Source organism: Faecalibacterium sp. IP-1-18, assembly GCF_023347355.1.
GTDB lineage: Bacteria > Bacillota > Clostridia > Oscillospirales > Ruminococcaceae > Faecalibacterium > Faecalibacterium prausnitzii.
In genome coordinates this window covers 1,467,860-1,484,402 of sequence record NZ_CP094472.1, presented here as the reverse complement: position 1 = coordinate 1,484,402, position 16,543 = coordinate 1,467,860, and the positions used below count along the sequence as shown (strand labels likewise).

Sequence of the window (16,543 nt, the reverse complement as noted above, 5' to 3'; positions counted from 1 at the left end):
AATTTTATTTTCGGTTTGTTTTCGAACGCCCGGTAGCGTGTAGCCGTTTACTTTCCAAGTACTTGATTTTTTTATTTTGCACGTTCCTGTTCATAACACCCTTGTGCAATTTGTCTATCTTTGCTCTTGCGCCCGGAGGTATTACTTTTCCACTTCCCCGCCGCAAAAGAAGAGGCCGCCGCACGGAACGCCGTGCAGCGGCCTTGTCCTATTATACAGAATGCTCACTCGTCCAGATAATCCCGCAGCGGCTTTGCGCGGCTGGGGTGGCGCAGCTTGCGCAGCGCCTTTGCTTCGATCTGCCGCACCCGCTCCCGGGTCACGTTGAACTCCTTGCCCAGTTCTTCCAGGGTGCGGGCGCGGCCATCCTCCAGACCAAAGCGCAGGGTGATGACCCTCTCCTCCCGGGGCGTCAGGCTTTTAAGGACGTGCAGCAGTTCCCGCCGCAGCAGCTGGCGCCCGGCTTCGTCCACCGGGACACCGGCGTCCTCGTCCTGAATAAAGTCCTCCAGATGAGCGTCCTCTTCCTCCCCCACCGGCGTTTCCAGACTGATGGGTTCCTGCGACAGTTGCAACAGTTCCCGCACCTTGTCCGGCTCCATATCCAGTGCGGCGGCGATCTCCTCCACGGTGGGCTCCCGCCCATTTTTGTGCAGCAGATCGCCTGCCGTTTTCTTGACCCGGTTGATGCTCTCCACCAGATGCACCGGGATACGGATGGTGCGTCCCTGATCCGCAATGGCGCGGGTGATGGACTGACGGATCCACCAGGTTGCGTAGGTGGAGAACTTGAAGCCCCGCTCCGGCTCAAACTTTTCAGCAGCCTTCATCAGGCCGAGGTTGCCCTCCTGAATAAGATCCAGAAAAGGCAGGCCCCGCCCGGCATAGCGCTTGGCTACTGATACCACCAGCCGCAGGTTTGCCTCACTCAAGGCGCGGCGGGCATCTGCATCCCCTGCCCGGGCGGCCTTTGCCAGCGCCATCTCCTGTCCGGCGGTCAGCAGCGGCACCCGGCCGATCTCCTTTAAATAGGTCTTGACCGGATCATCCAGTGCCACACCCTCCGAGGAAAGCTCATTCTCCAGCCTGCCGATCTGGGCATCATCCAGCACAGGCAGCTCGGCAGGCTCCTCCTCTGCCAGATGAACGCCCCGCTGCTCCAGCGCCGCGTAAAGCTCGTCCAGCTGTGCAATATCAAAATCCGCTTCTTCCATGGCACGGCTGATCTGCTCCGGGGTCAGGGTGTGACGGTGAGCCTTTGCGGCAAGGCTGCGGGCAAGTTCTTCCGTTTGCGACAATTTCTGCATGATTCCTGCTCCTTTTCTCTCCAGCTCCAGCCGGAGGGAAAACAGGGATCAGTCTTGTTCGGGCAGCGTCCCCTGCTTTTTTTCGCGCATCGACTGAAGATACTGTGTGATCTCATCGCCGGACATTGCAGCAGCTTTACTAGCAACCGGCATTCCCCGGGCGATCCTGTCCAGATACAGACGGATATCGTCCGGGGTGCAGTTCACATCGCTGTATTGTGCCGCAAGCCGGCTCAGTTCATTCAATGCTTCTTCACTTACAAATGCCCGCAGTGCAGTCAGGCTGAGTTCCACACCCTCCCGGCTGCAATTGAGCATCGCTTCGTATAGTTCCTTCTGCTGCGGCTGGATGAATTGCTCCGCCGTCAGCTGCTGCTTGGCCAGTTCCAGATAACGAGGCTCCCTCAGAATAGCAGCCAGCAGCCGCTGCTGGGCGCTGGCGATGCCCAGCGCCTGACTGCCGCCTGCGCTGTACGGAACCTTGATCTGATCCATCTCACCGGAGCGCAGCAGCTCGCGGTTTTTCTCCCGGCGGTACTTGCCGCCCGCCCGCTTTGCTGCGGTACCCAGCTGCGCCAAAATGGCAGTTTTGGAGATGTTGGTCTCCTCTGCCAGCCGCCCGGCGTACACCTCCTGCTCAGTGGGGTTGGAGCGCTCGGCCAGCATCTCCACGGCTTCCTTTACATATTGCAGCCGCTGCGCATCCTGCGAGAGATCATACTGGTCTCGCAGGCGCTTGAGCCGGAAGTCCAGCGCATTGCCCACCCCATCCAGAAGTGCCTGAAAACGCTCCGGGCCGTATTTTTTGATGTATTCGTCCGGGTCCTTTGCGCCGGGAATCTGCAAAACGCCCACCTTTACCGGGCTGTTGCGGAACAGTTCCAGTGAGCGCAGGGTCGCCTTCTGGCCAGCCTCGTCCGAGTCATAGCTCAGAATGACCTCATCGGCATACTCGCTGATGATGCGCACTTGCCCGGGGGTCAGGGCGGTGCCGCAGGCGCAGACGGCGGTGTCGATGCCCGCCTGCTGCATACTGATGACATCCATGTAGCCCTCGCACAGCACGAACCGCCGGGAGGCGCTGCGCTTGGCGATCTGCATGGCAAACACCGTCTCGGATTTGTGGTAGACCAGCGTTTCCGGGCTGTTGACGTATTTGGGCTTGGAGTCGTCCATCACGCGCCCGCCAAAGGCAATGATGTTGCCGCGCAGGTCAAAGATAGGGGTCATGACACGCTTCCAGAACAGGCAGTAGATGCGCCCGGACTGGCTGCGTTTGAACAAGCCGCTGGCGTCCAGTTCCTGCTGGTTGTAGCCCTTATCCCGCAGGTACTGGTACAGTGCCTGCCCATCGTTGGGGGCATAGCCCAGCCCGAACCGGACGATGGTCTTATCGTCCAGCCCGCGCCGCCGCCAGTAAGCGCGCGCCTGCCGTGCCTCCTCCACGGTAGAGTTCAGGCAGGCGTGGAAGAAGCGGGCGGCCTCCTTATTCATGGAGAGCACCCGGCTGCGCAGACGTCCGGTCTTGTCGTCCTCCTGCGGCTCCGGCATACCGGCGCGGGAAGCCAGCATCTTGATGGCCTCGCCGCTGCTGATATTGTTGATCTTTTTGACAAAGCTGATGGCATCTCCGGCTGCCTGACAGCCGAAGCAGTAAAAGCTTTGGGTGTCAGGGTACACATAGAAGGACGGCGTTTTTTCGCTGTGAAAGGGGCACAGACCGCCGTACAGCCGTCCCTTGCGCTTGAGCTGCACATAGCTGCCCACCAGTTCCACGATGTCGGTGCGGCGGGTAAGTTCCTCGATGTATTCATGTGGGATCATGTTGTTTTAAACGACCTCTCCAGTTTTAAAGGACGTGCCATTTCTGGGGCACGAACAGTTCTTCAAAAGTGCGGATGGCAAACTCGTCGCTCATACCGCTGATATAGTCGGTGACGGCGCGTTCCCGTCCCTCCTGATAGGCCAGCTGCACATAAAAGTTGGACATCTGATCCACATGGGTCAGGTAGTACTCGTACAGTTCCGCGATAAGCTTGTCCACCTTCTGCTCCTCGCGCTTGGCGTTTTTGTCCACATACACGGTGGCGTACATGAAATCCCGCAAAGCGAGAAAAGCCGCGTATTCCTCGGTGCCCATGCGGACATCCCCCTCGCTGTGGGTGAGGATGCTGTTGATCATAGTGGTGATGCGGGCGGACTTAGTCTGCCCCAGCACTGCCGTGCAGTCCTTGGGCAGGGTGGCAGCGTCCAGCACACCGGCGCGCACGGCGTCCTCGATATCGTGGTTGACAAAGGCGATCTGATCCGCAAGACGCACGATGCGCCCTTCCGGGGTAGCCGCCCATGTGCCCTTGGTGTGGGTAACGATGCCGTTGCGCACCTCCCATGTCAGGTTGAGACCCTCGCCATCCTTTTCCAGCCGATCCACCACACGCAGGCTTTGCATATAGTGGTGGAAGCCGTCCGGGCAGAGAGCGTTCAGTGCCTTTTCGCCTGCGTGGCCAAAGGGAGTGTGCCCCAGATCATGCGCAAGGCTGATGGCCTCGGTCAGATCCTCGTTCAGGCGCAGACCGCGTGCGATGGTGCGGGCGATCTGCGAAACTTCCAGCGTATGGGTCAACCGGGTGCGGTACAGATCGCCTTCCGGCGAGAGGAACACCTGCGTTTTCTGCTTGAGACGCCGGAAGGCCTTGCAGTGCAGCACCCGGTCGCGGTCCCGCTGAAACACCGGGCGCAGCGGATCCTGCGGCTCCGGTACGGCGCGGCCACGGCTTGCATCGCTGAAGGTCGCCCAAGGCGCAAAGGTAAGGTGCTCGATCTCCTCGGTTCTCCGGCGCACATCCATACAGATCCTCCTTTTGTTTTTCGGGCTTCTCCCCTCCCCTCTGCGCACAGCCGATCCCAATTGCTGCGCTACGGCAATTGTAGCACATCGGCCGTGTCGAAGGGGGAAGTTCGGTGTCGGTTTGCAAAAAAGACTTTGTTTTTTAAAATGGTGCGTAGAACGGGTCGGACACCGCTACCTGAGCGCTGCCCCGGGTCAATTCCCGCAGCTGCTCCAGCAGCGGGGCTTCGGTATGCTCCGGCATCTGCCAGCGCAGGGTGACCCGGTCTGTAAACTCCGGCGGTGCCTGCTTTGCCCCGGCAGCATCAATGAGCAGGGACGCACGCTCGTAAAGGGCGTAGTCCACGGTCACTTGTAATTCCACCACGCTGCGCACCGTGACCACCTCGGCGTTTTCCAGCGCACGGGCAGTGGCGGTAGTGTAGGCGCGCACCAAGCCGCCGGTGCCCAGCAGCACCCCGCCAAAGTAGCGGGTGACCACCACGATCAGGTCTGTCAGGCCGCTGTGCTGCAACACTTCCAGCGCGGGCGTACCGGCAGTCTTGGCCGGCTCGCCGTCATCGGAATAGCGCTCGCGGTTGCCCGCCCGCAGGCGGTAGGCGTAAACATTGTGCCGCGCGGTGCGGTTGGCTGCCCGCACCTGCTCCAGAAAGGCCACAGCGGCTTCCTCACTGTCAGCAAAGGAAAGCTGTGCGATAAAGCGGCTCTTTTTCTCTTCGTATTCGCCGGTGGCCGTGCCCCGGACGGTGCGGTAATCCTCCACGTTAGATCCTCCTGATAATAACTCAGAATAAGTATAACACAAACGGGCGCAAATAAAAAGACTGACGAAGCCTTGCGGCCCCGCCAGTCTTTTTATAAGAAGAAAGCAGTTGATCACTTGGTAAAGATCTGGATCCACTGATGGCCCCAAGTGCTGTTGCTGTTGTAGTAGTAACCAACACTCATCTTGCGAGCCTCAGGGTTCAGGATATTGGCACGATGGCCTTCGGAGTTCATCCATGCGTTGACGACCTCTTCAGGAGAGACGCTGCCCCATGCGGCATTCTCGCCGGTGGGGGTATCGGTGACGCCGTAGTCCTTCAGGACGGTGAAGCACTTGGAACCATCGGGACGGACGTGGGAGTTTACAACGGAGATTTCCTCGGCGCGGGTCTGTGCAGCGGCGGTCAGCGCGTCATCGCCCATTTCCAGAGCAGTCAGACCGTACTTTGCGCGCTGGGCATTGACCAGATTCAGAACTTCCTGACGGTAATCCTCGGTGTGAGAATTTTCGGGGTAAGAGAAGATCAGCACCCAATAGTTATTGTAAACACCGCCCTCATAGTAGCCAACGCTCACGGTGGTAGCATCGGCGTTCAGGATACGCTCACGGGTGAAGTCGGTAGCCATCCACTGATCCATTGCGGAATCGGGGGTGGAGCAGCCGGCCATGTAGTTCTCGCCGATGGAGACATCGCTGATGCCGTTCTCTGCCAGAACGGTGAAATCGCGCTGACCGTTGGGACGAACGTAGGAGTAAGAAACCGCCAGCTCTTCGGCACGCTCCATTGCAGCGGCGTTGTGGTTGCTGTCGCCCAGAGCAACAGGAGCCAGACCAGCCTGTGCACGCTCGTTATTGATCAGGGTCAGGAAGCTGCGCTGGTAAGCGTCTTCCTCAAAGTAGGAGTTCTCTTCTTCCACAGAAGCGGTGGCAGGCATGGCAGCCTGTGCAGCGTTTGCGGTGACGGGCTTGAAGCCTGCAAAGCCAAAAAACACAGCCAGCGTCATTGCAGCTGCTGCGATATTCTTCACGGTACTCATTGCACGCTTCATAAGATTGCCTCCGGTCTGTTGCCTTATGCAGTGTGATCTTGGATATTGCAACTCGTTTGCAACTCTGTCGTATCACATCCGCAACTCTTGTGTCACAAGAGTATCACAAAACCATACAGACGTCAAGAGGTTTAGAGGTTGATTTGCAGAAAAAATACAGATTTTTTAAAAAATTCTCGCCTTTTTATCGCAACTCAAGCGTAACAAAGAGTCCGAAAACGTTACAGTTGTGTTGCGCTTCTCGCCAAAACAAGCCAAGTGCAACAGCTTCCGCACACTTTTTGGGACACTTCGGTGCGTTTCGTTTTGTATATCACTGTATTTATATGCACTGCTTTGCATATCGTGGTTTCTGTGTACGTTTTTGTGGCGCTTCGCTGTGTTCCCTTCTGCGTTCCTTTCCTGTGGAGCAAATCGGAGCTGCTGTGCAGTGGCTGGCACAACAGCTCCTTTATAAAAAACACAAAAAAGAGGCCGCTGCACAAAAATGTGCAACGGCCTCTCACAATTCAGGCTATGCTATTGAACAATGCTCAGGAACAGGCGATCACAGAGCAGCCTTTGCTGCCTCGATCTGCTTGATCAGCTCAGGCACGACCTTGAACAGATCGCCCACGATGCCGTAGTCAGCAACGCCGAAGATGGGAGCACCCTCGTTCTTGTTGACAGCGATGATGCACTCAGAATCCTGCATACCGGCGGTGTGCTGGATAGCACCAGAGATACCCAGAGCCACATAGATCTTGGGGTGCACAGTCTTGCCGGTCTGACCGACCTGATGGTCAGCGGTCATCCAGCCTGCATCGGTGACGGCACGGGAAGCGCCCACGACACCGCCGCCCAGAGCGGCTGCCAGCTGCTCGGCCAGCTCGATGCCCTTGTTGACATCCTTGCTGATGCCACGACCAACGGAGACAATGACGTCTGCGCCGATCAGGTCGACCAGCTTCTCAGCGGCCTTCTCCACGCTCAGCACTTCGGTCTTGATGTCCTCAGCGGTCAGGCTGAAGGCGGGCTTGACGATCTGGCAGGCATCAGCCTTGGCCTGATCGAAGGGAGCCTTCTTCATAACGCCGGGACGCACGGTGGACATCTGGGGACGGAAGCGGGGGCAGATGATGGTAGCCATCAGATGGCCGCCGAATGCGGGACGGGTCATCTTCAGGTTGCGGTCTTCCATATCGAACTTCTGCTTGGACAGGTCGATGGTGGAGCTCTCCTTCAGGAAGTCGATGTACTTTGCAGTATCGATATCCAGATGGGTAGCGTCGGCGGTCAGGCCGGTGTGCAGACGGGCTGCGCAGCGGGGGCCGAGGTCACGGCCAATGTTGGTAGCGCCGATCAGCAGCACCTCAGGCTTGTACTCGTTGACCATATCGCACACGACCTTTGCGTATGCGTCGGTAGTGTAATCCTTCAGCAGGGGGCTGTCGCAGACCAGAACCTTGTCGGCACCGTAGCCGCCCAGTTCCTTGGCAATGCCCTCAACGTTGTCACCCAGCAGCAGGCCGGTGACCTCGCAGCCCAGCTCGTCGGCCAGCTTACGGGCCTCGCTAACCAGCTCGAAGTCAGTGGACATCAGTGCGCCCTGGCGCTGCTCGCAAAAGACCCATACGCCTTTGTATTCGTTAAAATCAGCCATTGTAATCCTATGCTCCTTTCATCAGATCAGGTGCTTCTTGGCCAGGATGCCAGCCAGCTGGGCGGCAACATCGTCGCCCTGCAGCATGGTGCCTGCGCCCTTCTGCGGAGGAGTGAAGGACTTAAAGACGTTCGTCGGAGAACCCTTCAGGCCAATGGTGTCCACCTCGATCAGCGGATCGTCCTTCAGTGCGTTGTAGTCGAACACTTCCATGGGCTTATCATAGCAGGTAAAGATACCGTTCACGCTCATGTAGCGGGGGTCGTTCAGCTCCTTGATGCAGGTCAGCAGGCAGGGAGTCTGCACCTTGACCATCATGTAGCCGTCCTCCAGCATACGCTTCACGGTCAGGGTGTTGCCGTCCTTCTGGATGTCGGCAACATAGGTGACCTGCGGCAGATGCAGCTTTTCAGCGATCTGGGGGCCAACCTGTGCGGTATCGCCATCGATTGCCTGACGGCCGCAGAACACAACGTCCTCGGGGCCAACGCCGATCTTGTTGACAGCAGCAGCCAGGATCTGGCTGGTTGCAAAGGTATCGGAACCGCCGAACTCACGGCCGGAGACCAGAACAGCCTTATCAGCGCCGCGGGCCAGCAGCTCACGCAGCATGCCCTCTGCCGGCGGGGGACCCATGGTGACAACAACGACCTCGCAGCCGGTGGCGTCCTTCAGTTTCAGGGCGGCCTCCAGAGCGTTCAGGTCATCGGGGTTGGTGATGGTTGCCATGGATGCACGATCCAGAGTGCCATCGGGCTTGACGGACACCTTGCCGGAGGTATCAGGAACCTGCTTTACACAAACAATTGCTTTCATTGTAACTCTTGCCTCCCTTACTTCAGCAGCGCGCCGGAAATGACCATCATCTGCACTTCGCTGGTGCCCTCGTAGATCTCGGTGATCTTGGCATCACGCATCATGCGCTCGATGGGGTAGTCACGGGTGTAGCCGTAACCACCGAACAGCTGCAGGCAACGGCGGGTCACATCGCTTGCGGTGCGGGCCGCGATCAGCTTAGCCTGTGCAGCCTCGACGCTGTAACGAACCTTTGCGCCATCCATAGCCTGCTGCTTCTTCAGAGCGGCAGCATAAACCAGATACTTAGCAGCCTCAACACGAGCCTTCATCTCAGCCAGCTCGAACTGGGTGTTCTGGAAAGCGGCGATGGCACGACCGAACTGCTTGCGCTCCTTGACGTAAGCAATGGTCTCCTCCAGAGCGCCCTCGGCAATGCCCAGAGCCTGAGAAGCGATTCCGATACGGCCACCGTCCAGCGTAGCCATAGCCAGCTGGAAGCCCTTGCCGCGCACGCCCAGCATACGATCCTTCGGGATGCGGCAATCCTCAAAGATCAGCTCACAGGTAGAAGAACCGCGGATACCCATCTTGTCCTCTGCCTTACCAACAGAGAAGCCCGGGTCGGTGCGCTCCACGATGAAGGCGGAGCAGAGCTTGGTGGGACGGCCGCGCTTATCCAGCACGTTATCGGTAACGGCAATGACGATGAACACATCAGCAAAGCCGGCGTTGGTGATGAAGATCTTGGAGCCGTTCAGCACCCAGTAATCGCCATCTTCCTTGGCAATGGTCTGCTGACCCTGTGCATCGGTACCAGCGCCCGGCTCGGTCAGGCCGAAAGCGCCCAGCCACTCGCCGCTGCACAGCTTCGGCAGGTACTTAGCCTTCTGCTCGGGGGTGCCGTTCTCGTAAATGGGAGCAGCGCACAGGCTGGTGTGAGCAGAGACGATGACACCGGTGGTGCCGCAGACCTTGCTCAACTCCTCCACGGCCATGACGTAGGACAGCACATCGCCGCCTGCACCGCCGACCTCAGTCGGGAAATAGATGCCCATCATGCCCAGCTTGCCCATCTTTTCGACGGTCTCCTTGGGGAAGTATTCCTCTGCGTCAACCTTCTTTGCCAGAGGCTTGACTTCGTTCTCAGCAAACTCGCGGTACATTTTCTGCACCATCTGCTGCTGCTTGGACAGAGTAAAATCCATCGCTATATCCTCCTAACAGGTCTTTTTTCATTTACCGGAATAGCCCGGTGCAAACAAATTCCTCCCGACCGCTTTCCCCGCAGCCGGGAGAAATGTTTATCAGAATTTACAGCTGGTCAACAGGGGTCTTGGTGCGGTCTGCGTTGTAAACGTAGAAGCCCTTACCGGTCTTGCAGCCCAGATTGCCGCCGCGCACCATCTTGCGGATCAGCGGGCAGGCACGGTACTTGCTGTCGCCGGTCTCGTTGTACAGCACGTCCATAATGGCCAGGCAGATATCCAGACCGATGAAGTCGCCCAGCTCCAGGGGACCCATGGGGTGGTTAGCGCCCAGCTTCATAGCGGTGTCGATGCCAGCGATATCGGAAACGCCCTCCATCTTGATGAAGGCAGCCTCGTTGATCATGGGGATCAGGATGCGGTTGACCACAAAGCCGGCAGCCTCGTTGACCTGAACGGGGCTCTTGCCGATGGCAACGGAGATCTCCTTGATCTTCTCAACGGTCTCGGCGGGAGTGTTGCAGCCGGCGATGACCTCGATCAGCTTCATACGGTCTGCGGGGTTGAAGAAGTGCATACCGATCAGGGGACGAGACAGACCCTTGCCGATCTCGGTAATGGACAGAGAAGAAGTGTTGGAAGCGAAGACGCACTCGGGCTTGCAGATCTTATCCAGCTCGCCGAAGGTGGTCTGCTTGACCTTCATATCCTCGAAAGCAGCCTCAACGACCAGATCGCAGTCTGCGCACAGATCTTCCTTCAGGCCCGGGGTGATGGCGGCAACGATTGCGTCGGCCTTCTCCTGAGTCATCTTTCCCTTAGCGACCAGCTTCTCGTAGCCCTTCTTGATCTTTGCCAGACCATTCTCGGCCCACTCCTGCTTGATGTCGCACAGAGCAACAGTGTTGCCCTCAACCTGTGCAAATGCCTTTGCGATGCCCTGACCCATAGTGCCAGCGCCGATAACACCGATCTTCATAGGAAATCTCTCCTTTAATATCAAAAATTATGTAATGGATTAGTTGTTGGTGAACACTGCCTTGGGCTTCGGTTTCTCACGGGACAGGAAGCAGGCCATGCCCTCCTGCTGGTCGTGGGTCTCGAAGCAATCGCCGAACAGCTTCTCCTCGACCTCAACAGCCTTCTCGATGGGCAGGCTGATGCCGTCGTTCATTGCCTTCTTGCAGTTGCGCACAGCAATGGGAGCGTTCTTTGCGATCTTGCCGGCCAGCTTCAGGACATTCTCCATCAGCTCAGCCTGCGGATACACGGCGTTGACCAGACCGATGCGGTAAGCCTCGTCAGCCTTGATGTTCAGAGCAGAGTAGACCAGCTGCTTTGCCATGCCCATGCCAACCAGACGAGCCAGACGCTGGGTGCCGCCGAAGCCCGGGGTGATGCCCAGACCGACTTCCGGCTGACCGAACACAGCGTTGTCAGAGCAGATGCGGAAATCGCAGCTCATAGCCAGCTCGTTGCCGCCGCCCAGTGCAAAGCCGTTGACGGCTGCGATGACGGGGATGGGGAAATGCTCGATCATCAGGAACACATCATTGCCCAGCTTGCCGAAGGCCTCGCCTTCTGCCTTAGTCATGGTGCTCATAGAACCGATATCAGCACCAGCAACGAAGCTCTTGTCGCCTTCGCCGGTCAGAACGATGCAGCGGACAGTCTCCTGATCGACTGCCTCAAAAGCAGCCTTCAGGTCAGCCAGAACCTCGGGGTTCAGGGCGTTCAGTGCCTTGGGACGGTCGATGGTAATGATCTCAACAGCGCCCTGCACCTCGGTTTTTACAAATGCCATTGTGAAAACCTCCATTTCATACAGTTCAGTTTTTTCAAAACAGCCCCCGGAACGCGGGAGAGCTCTCCGGTTCCCTCCGGCGCTCCGGGTCTGTGGTTCAGTCAGGATTCAGAGAAAGAGTGCTTAGTCCATCTCAACGATGGTAGCGCAGCCCATGCCGCCGCCGATGCACAGGGTAGCCAGACCCTTGTGAGCGCCACGGTGCTTCATAGCGTACAGCAGGGTGACCAGAATACGAGCGCCGGAAGCGCCGACCGGGTGACCCAGAGCGATTGCGCCGCCGTTGACGTTCAGCTTGTCCTTATCAAAGCCCAGAGCCTCGCCGACAGCGATGGACTGTGCTGCGAATGCCTCGTTGGCCTCGACCAGATCCATATCAGCAACGGTCATGCCGGTCTTGGCCATGACCTTCTTGGTAGCAGCGATGGGGCCCAGACCCATGACCTCGGGCTCAACGCCTGCCAGAGCACCGGCGACCCAGGTTGCCAGAGGCTTCACGCCCAGCTCCTTAGCCTTCTCCTCGCTCATGACGACCAGAGCAGCAGCGCCGTCGTTGATGGCGGAAGAGTTACCAGCGGTGACGATGCCGTCTTTGGTGAAGGCGGGCTTCAGCTTTGCCAGAACCTCGGGAGCGCTCAGACGGGGGCCCTCATCGGTATCGAACACGGTGTCGCCCTTCTTGCCCTTGATGACAACAGGAACGATCTCGTCCTTGAAGGCGCCGTCCTTGATGGCCTTGTCAGCCTTCAGCTGGCTGTTGTATGAGAACTCGTCCAGCATCTCGCGGGTGATGGGGCTGTAGCCGTACTTCTTCTGGTAGGTCTCGTTGGTGCAAACGTTCTCAGCGGTCATGCCCATGTGCTTGTTGAAGCCGCAGGCATCCCACAGTGCATCGTTGACCATGGTATCCACGATCTCGCTCTTGCCCATGGGAGCGCCCATGCGGTAGCCATAGCGAGCCTTCTGCAGTGCGAAGGGAGCCATGTCCATGTTCTCCATGCCGCCTGCAACAACGATATCAGCATCGCCTGCCTCGATCATCTGAGCAGCCATGTTCACGCAGTTCAGACCAGAGCCGCAGACCACGTTGACGGTGACGGCGGGGGTCTCGATGGGCAGACCAGCCTTCAGGGCAGCCTGACGAGCGACGTTCTGGCCCAGACCAGCCTGAATGACGCAGCCCATGTAAACATGATCGACCTGCTCGGGCTTGACGTTTGCACGGTTCAGAGCTTCCTTGATAACGATGGAGCCCAGCTCAACAGCGGGAACGTTGGCCAGAGTGCCACCGAACTTGCCGATAGCGGTGCGGCATGCAGATGCGATAACGATCTTTTTCATGTGAATAGCCTCCTGAATTGTGTATGTGTGTTACTTATCGGTTACCCATTTATCAAAACGCCCTGCGGCATTTTTGCGGTATCAGATTTTTCCCTCTCCCGGAGCTGTGCGTATTTTTCGCTGACGGCTTTTTCCACATTGGGTGTGACGAACTTGCTGATGTCACTGCCGTAGTACGCCGCTTCCTTTACGATGGTGGAGGAAAGATAACTCCATTTGATGCTGGTGGCAAGGAACATGGTCTCGATGCCGGGCATCAGTGCGTGGTTGGTCTGCGCAAGCTGGATCTCGTTTTCAAAGTCCGTTACTGCCCGCAGCCCGCGCACCATTACGGATGCGTGACGCTTTTTTGCGAACTCCACGGTCAGGCCGTCGAAACTTTCCACGGTCACGTTGGGGATGTTCTTGCAGCATTCCTGTAGCATAGCCACCCGCTCTTCCACTGTGAACAGCGGATGCTTGGCGCTGTTGATCAGCACCGCCACAATGAGGTGGTCGTTGATCTTTGCTGCGCGTTTGATGATATCAAGGTGTCCCTTGGTGACCGGATCGAACGACCCGGGATAAACTGCTGTTGCCATCGGTCAGTGTCCTCCTTGTGCGCTGTAATTACTAAGCGCGATGTGGTTCTGCCATGATAGCACTTTCCAGCCTTGGGTGCAACCTGAAACTGCTGCGGTGCGTTTTATCGTTAAATTTTAAACGAATCATCCCGCACTGCTCCGCAGTTGCTTCCCACGCTATTAGTAAAGCACATCGTCAAAATTTTATCAAGTCTTTTTCTCAACTTTTTTGTTTTTTGCGTACCAAACAATCCCCACATAAAGCTAAGAAAACTGTTCATTCTGCTATACTGGCTGTTTTTTAGCCAAAACTATTGATTCTACACTTTGTTAATGTTATAACTAAGTTGAGCTGTTCTGCGCAGAGCGGAGCACACACTGCTGCCTTGTTTATAAGGTTACCATACAGATGTGGCAAAACGGTGTGCATTCCGCAAAACAGGCGTAAAACGGCTGCATCATTTGTCCGCACAGAATTGTTTACAATTCTTTTATGTATTTTAAGAGAGGATGGTTTATAATGGATTGCAAGGAACTGTACGCACAGAAGCTTATGACTGCTGCGCAGGCTGCCGCTCTGGTCAAAAGCGGCGACTGGGTGGATTACGGCTGGGCTGTGAACACCCCTGTGGCCGTGGACGCCGAGCTGGCAAAACGCCTGCCGGAGTTGGAAGGAGTCAACTTCCGGGGCGGCATCCTGATGTGGGTGCCGGAGATCTTCCAGATCGACGACCCCGCTGCCCACATGACCTGGAACAGCTGGCACATGGGCGGCATTGAGCGCAAGGCCATTGCGCAGGGCTTCTCCTTCTACTCCCCCATCCGCTACTCTGAGCTGCCCCGCTACTACCGCGAGAGCAATGACCCCGTGGATGTGGCAGTATTTCAGGTGACCCCCATGGACGAGCATGGCTACTTCAACTTCGGTCCCAGCGCTTCGCATCTGGGTGCTGTGTGCGAAAAGGCCAAGAAGATCATCGTGGAGGTCAACACCAATATGCCGCGCTGCCTTGGCGGCATGGAGAACTGCGTACACGTTTCTCAGGTAAGCGGCATCGTGGAGGGCGCAAATCCCCCCATCGGCCAGATGGCAGCTGCCGGTGCCGCTACCGAGGTGGACCTGAAGGTAGCCAACCTCATTGTGCCGCAGATCCCCAACGGTGCCTGCCTGCAGCTGGGCATCGGCGGTATGCCCAATGCCATCGGCGGGCTGATTGCACAGAGTGATCTGAAGGATCTGGGCGTGCACACCGAAATGTATGTGGATGCCTTTGTGGATATTGCCAAGGCCGGCAAGATCAACGGCAGCCGCAAGCAGCTGGACAAGGGCCGTCAGGTCTACGCCTTTGGTGCCGGCACCCAGAAGATGTACGATTACCTGAACGATAACCCGGAGTGTATGTCTGCCCCGGTGGACTACACTAACGACATCCGCAGCATTTCCGCACTGGACAACTTTATTTCCATCAACAATGCCGTGGATATCGACCTGTTTGGTCAGGTGAATGCCGAAAGCGCCGGTGTGAAGCACATTTCCGGCGCAGGCGGTCAGCTGGACTTCGTGCTGGGCGCATACCTTTCCAAGGGCGGCAAGAGCTTTATCTGCCTGTCCTCCACCTTCTTTAATAAAAAGACCGGCCAGCTGGAAAGCCGCATCCGTCCCACGCTGGAGAATGGCAGCATCGTTACCGACACCCGCGCCAACGTGCACTATCTGTGCACCGAGTATGGCTGCGTGAACCTGAAGGGCTTGACCTCTTGGGAAAAGGCCGAGGCTCTGATCAGCGTGGCACACCCGGACTTCCGTGAGGAGCTGATCCGCGAGGCTGAAAAGCTGCACATCTGGCGCAGAAGCAACAAAATTTAATAAGCGCTGTGGGTATTCCCGCTGCCCGCAGCAGGAATGGAGTTTGTCATGATGGACAAAAAGCCGCACATCAAACCGTATCTCTATGGGATGCTCGCAGGGTTTGGTGCCATTGCACTGAGCATCATCTTCTTTTTCCTTATTTACCGCTTTGACGGCTTTGGCTCGGCCATCTCTACCCTGACCGGCATCCTGATGCCCTTTATCTACGGTGCCGTCATTGCCTACCTGCTCAAGCCGGTGTGCAACAGCATCGAGAGCTTTCTGCGCCGGTTCATCCCGGAAAAGATGAACGGTCTGATCAACGCGCTGTCCGTGGCGCTTACCATCCTGTTCGGGCTTTTGCTGGTGTATGCACTGGTCATGATGATCGTGCCGCAGCTGATCACCAGCGTGACTACCCTGTACTACACCGCGCAGGCCAACATTACAAAGTTCATGAACTGGGCAAACCATCTGGAGTTTATTGAAAAGAACGAACAGATCACGGAGCTGCTCAATTCAGCCTACGCTGCTCTGAACACCAATCTGGACACATGGAACACATGGCTCAAGAACACCCTGCTGCCCTCCATGCAGAACATCCTGAGCGGCGCAGCCATTGGTGTGCTGAACGTGGTGACGGTGGCCAAGAACCTGATCATCGGCATCATCGTGGCGGTGTATATGCTGGCCAGCCGCAAGCGGTTCGTGCAGCAGGGCAAGCTGGTGTTGCACAGCATCGTCCGCCCCCGCTGGGCGCAGCTGATTACCGAGGAAGTGAAGTACGCAGACCGGATGTTCGGCGGCTTCATCAACGGCAAGATCATGGACTCTGCCATCATCGGCGTGCTGTGCTATATCGGCTGCCTGATCTTCAAGTTCCCCAGTGCGCTGCTGGTGTCGGTGATCATCGGTGTGACCAACGTGATCCCCTTCTTCGGCCCCTTTATCGGTGCCATTCCGGCCACGCTGCTCATCCTCATCCAGAGCCCCATCAAGGCGCTGTGGTTCGTGCTGTTCGTGCTGGTTTTGCAACAGCTGGACGGCAACATCATCGGGCCCAAAATTCTGGGCAACACCACCGGTCTTTCCAGCTTCTGGGTACTGTTCGCCATTCTGCTGTTTGGCGGTCTGTGGGGCTTTGTAGGCATGATCGTTGGCGTGCCGCTGTTTGCCGTTATCTACGATGTCATCAAAAAGCTGGTCATCCACGGCTTGCAGCGCAATCAGGAATTGACCCTGCTGAACAGCTATCACGACCAGTTCGGCGACCCCACAGACGATGCAGCCGCACAGCCCGCTGCACCGCAACCTGCTGAGAACCAGTAAACCTTCCCTGCCCCGCATCAGAGCACTTCCGATGCGGGGCAT

The 16,543-nt window shown here is 57.3% G+C and carries 14 protein-coding genes; 2 read left to right on the top strand and 12 right to left on the bottom strand.

Going from position 1 to position 16,543, the window contains the following annotated elements:
• Positions 1–224: 224 nt before the first annotated feature.
• From rpoD to coaD, 12 genes are all read right to left on the bottom strand, one after another.
• Positions 225–1,307 carry an RNA polymerase sigma factor RpoD gene (rpoD, locus tag MTP43_RS07055; RefSeq protein ID WP_249235180.1) on the bottom strand — a complete coding sequence of 361 codons (1,083 nt, stop codon included), beginning with the start codon at positions 1,305–1,307 and terminating at the stop codon, positions 225–227.
• 48 nt (positions 1,308–1,355) lie between these two features.
• Complete coding sequence (dnaG, locus tag MTP43_RS07050; protein ID WP_097783902.1) at positions 1,356–3,131, bottom strand: DNA primase; 1,776 nt, start codon at positions 3,129–3,131, stop codon at positions 1,356–1,358.
• Between the two features lie 25 nt (positions 3,132–3,156).
• Positions 3,157–4,155, bottom strand: a complete 999-nt coding sequence (locus MTP43_RS07045; protein WP_113621031.1) for a deoxyguanosinetriphosphate triphosphohydrolase — start codon at positions 4,153–4,155, stop codon at positions 3,157–3,159.
• Between the two features lie 142 nt (positions 4,156–4,297).
• Positions 4,298–4,918 carry an IMPACT family protein gene (locus tag MTP43_RS07040; protein WP_112120763.1) on the bottom strand — a complete coding sequence of 207 codons (621 nt, stop codon included), beginning with the start codon at positions 4,916–4,918 and terminating at the stop codon, positions 4,298–4,300.
• 113 nt (positions 4,919–5,031) lie between these two features.
• Positions 5,032–5,970: a CAP domain-containing protein gene (locus tag MTP43_RS07035; RefSeq protein ID WP_113621030.1), complete on the bottom strand. Its 939-nt coding sequence runs from the start codon at positions 5,968–5,970 to the stop codon at positions 5,032–5,034.
• A 547-nt stretch (positions 5,971–6,517) separates the two neighbouring features.
• A complete protein-coding gene (acrA, locus tag MTP43_RS07030; protein WP_005926207.1) occupies positions 6,518–7,612 on the bottom strand; it encodes an acryloyl-CoA reductase electron transfer subunit beta in 1,095 nt (364 codons plus the stop codon).
• A gap of 21 nt (positions 7,613–7,633) precedes the next feature.
• On the bottom strand, positions 7,634–8,428 hold the full coding sequence (gene acrB, locus MTP43_RS07025; protein WP_005926210.1) for an acryloyl-CoA reductase electron transfer subunit gamma: 795 nt from the start codon (positions 8,426–8,428) through the stop codon (positions 7,634–7,636).
• A 17-nt stretch (positions 8,429–8,445) separates the two neighbouring features.
• Positions 8,446–9,615 carry an acyl-CoA dehydrogenase gene (locus MTP43_RS07020; RefSeq protein WP_005926213.1) on the bottom strand — a complete coding sequence of 390 codons (1,170 nt, stop codon included), beginning with the start codon at positions 9,613–9,615 and terminating at the stop codon, positions 8,446–8,448.
• A 106-nt stretch (positions 9,616–9,721) separates the two neighbouring features.
• Positions 9,722–10,594 (bottom strand): 3-hydroxyacyl-CoA dehydrogenase family protein, encoded by an 873-nt coding sequence (locus tag MTP43_RS07015; RefSeq protein WP_005926216.1) that lies wholly within the window; start codon positions 10,592–10,594, stop codon positions 9,722–9,724.
• Positions 10,595–10,633: 39 nt separating this feature from the next.
• A complete protein-coding gene (locus tag MTP43_RS07010; protein WP_044960619.1) occupies positions 10,634–11,419 on the bottom strand; it encodes an enoyl-CoA hydratase-related protein in 786 nt (261 codons plus the stop codon).
• 123 nt (positions 11,420–11,542) lie between these two features.
• A complete protein-coding gene (locus tag MTP43_RS07005; RefSeq protein ID WP_005926222.1) occupies positions 11,543–12,760 on the bottom strand; it encodes an acetyl-CoA C-acetyltransferase in 1,218 nt (405 codons plus the stop codon).
• Between the two features lie 41 nt (positions 12,761–12,801).
• Positions 12,802–13,341, bottom strand: a complete 540-nt coding sequence (gene coaD, locus MTP43_RS07000; protein ID WP_005926225.1) for a pantetheine-phosphate adenylyltransferase — start codon at positions 13,339–13,341, stop codon at positions 12,802–12,804.
• Positions 13,342–13,843: 502 nt separating this feature from the next.
• On the opposite strand from coaD, the gene MTP43_RS06995 reads away from it, so the two are divergent.
• Entirely contained in the window at positions 13,844–15,190 is a 1,347-nt protein-coding gene (locus MTP43_RS06995) for a butyryl-CoA:acetate CoA-transferase (protein ID WP_044960620.1), read from the top strand.
• A 48-nt stretch (positions 15,191–15,238) separates the two neighbouring features.
• Positions 15,239–16,501, top strand: a complete 1,263-nt coding sequence (locus MTP43_RS06990) for an AI-2E family transporter (RefSeq protein ID WP_181969015.1) — start codon at positions 15,239–15,241, stop codon at positions 16,499–16,501.
• The last annotated feature ends 42 nt before the right edge of the window (positions 16,502–16,543 follow it).

Bases quoted from the DNA above. Each gene is read 5' to 3' on its own strand.
- MTP43_RS06990 (WP_181969015.1), top strand. From the start codon at position 15,239: ATGATGGACAAAAAGCCGCACATCAAACCGTATCTCTATGGGATGCTC.
- MTP43_RS07005 (WP_005926222.1), bottom strand. From the start codon at position 12,760: ATGAAAAAGATCGTTATCGCATCTGCATGCCGCACCGCTATCGGCAAG.
- MTP43_RS07045 (WP_113621031.1), bottom strand. From the start codon at position 4,155: ATGGATGTGCGCCGGAGAACCGAGGAGATCGAGCACCTTACCTTTGCG.
- dnaG (WP_097783902.1), bottom strand. From the start codon at position 3,131: ATGATCCCACATGAATACATCGAGGAACTTACCCGCCGCACCGACATC.
- MTP43_RS07015 (WP_005926216.1), bottom strand. From the start codon at position 10,594: ATGAAGATCGGTGTTATCGGCGCTGGCACTATGGGTCAGGGCATCGCA.
- acrB (WP_005926210.1), bottom strand. From the start codon at position 8,428: ATGAAAGCAATTGTTTGTGTAAAGCAGGTTCCTGATACCTCCGGCAAG.
- coaD (WP_005926225.1), bottom strand. From the start codon at position 13,341: ATGGCAACAGCAGTTTATCCCGGGTCGTTCGATCCGGTCACCAAGGGA.
- MTP43_RS07010 (WP_044960619.1), bottom strand. From the start codon at position 11,419: ATGGCATTTGTAAAAACCGAGGTGCAGGGCGCTGTTGAGATCATTACC.
- acrA (WP_005926207.1), bottom strand. From the start codon at position 7,612: ATGGCTGATTTTAACGAATACAAAGGCGTATGGGTCTTTTGCGAGCAG.
- rpoD (WP_249235180.1), bottom strand. From the start codon at position 1,307: ATGCAGAAATTGTCGCAAACGGAAGAACTTGCCCGCAGCCTTGCCGCA.
- MTP43_RS06995 (WP_044960620.1), top strand. From the start codon at position 13,844: ATGGATTGCAAGGAACTGTACGCACAGAAGCTTATGACTGCTGCGCAG.
- MTP43_RS07020 (WP_005926213.1), bottom strand. From the start codon at position 9,615: ATGGATTTTACTCTGTCCAAGCAGCAGCAGATGGTGCAGAAAATGTAC.
- MTP43_RS07035 (WP_113621030.1), bottom strand. From the start codon at position 5,970: ATGAAGCGTGCAATGAGTACCGTGAAGAATATCGCAGCAGCTGCAATG.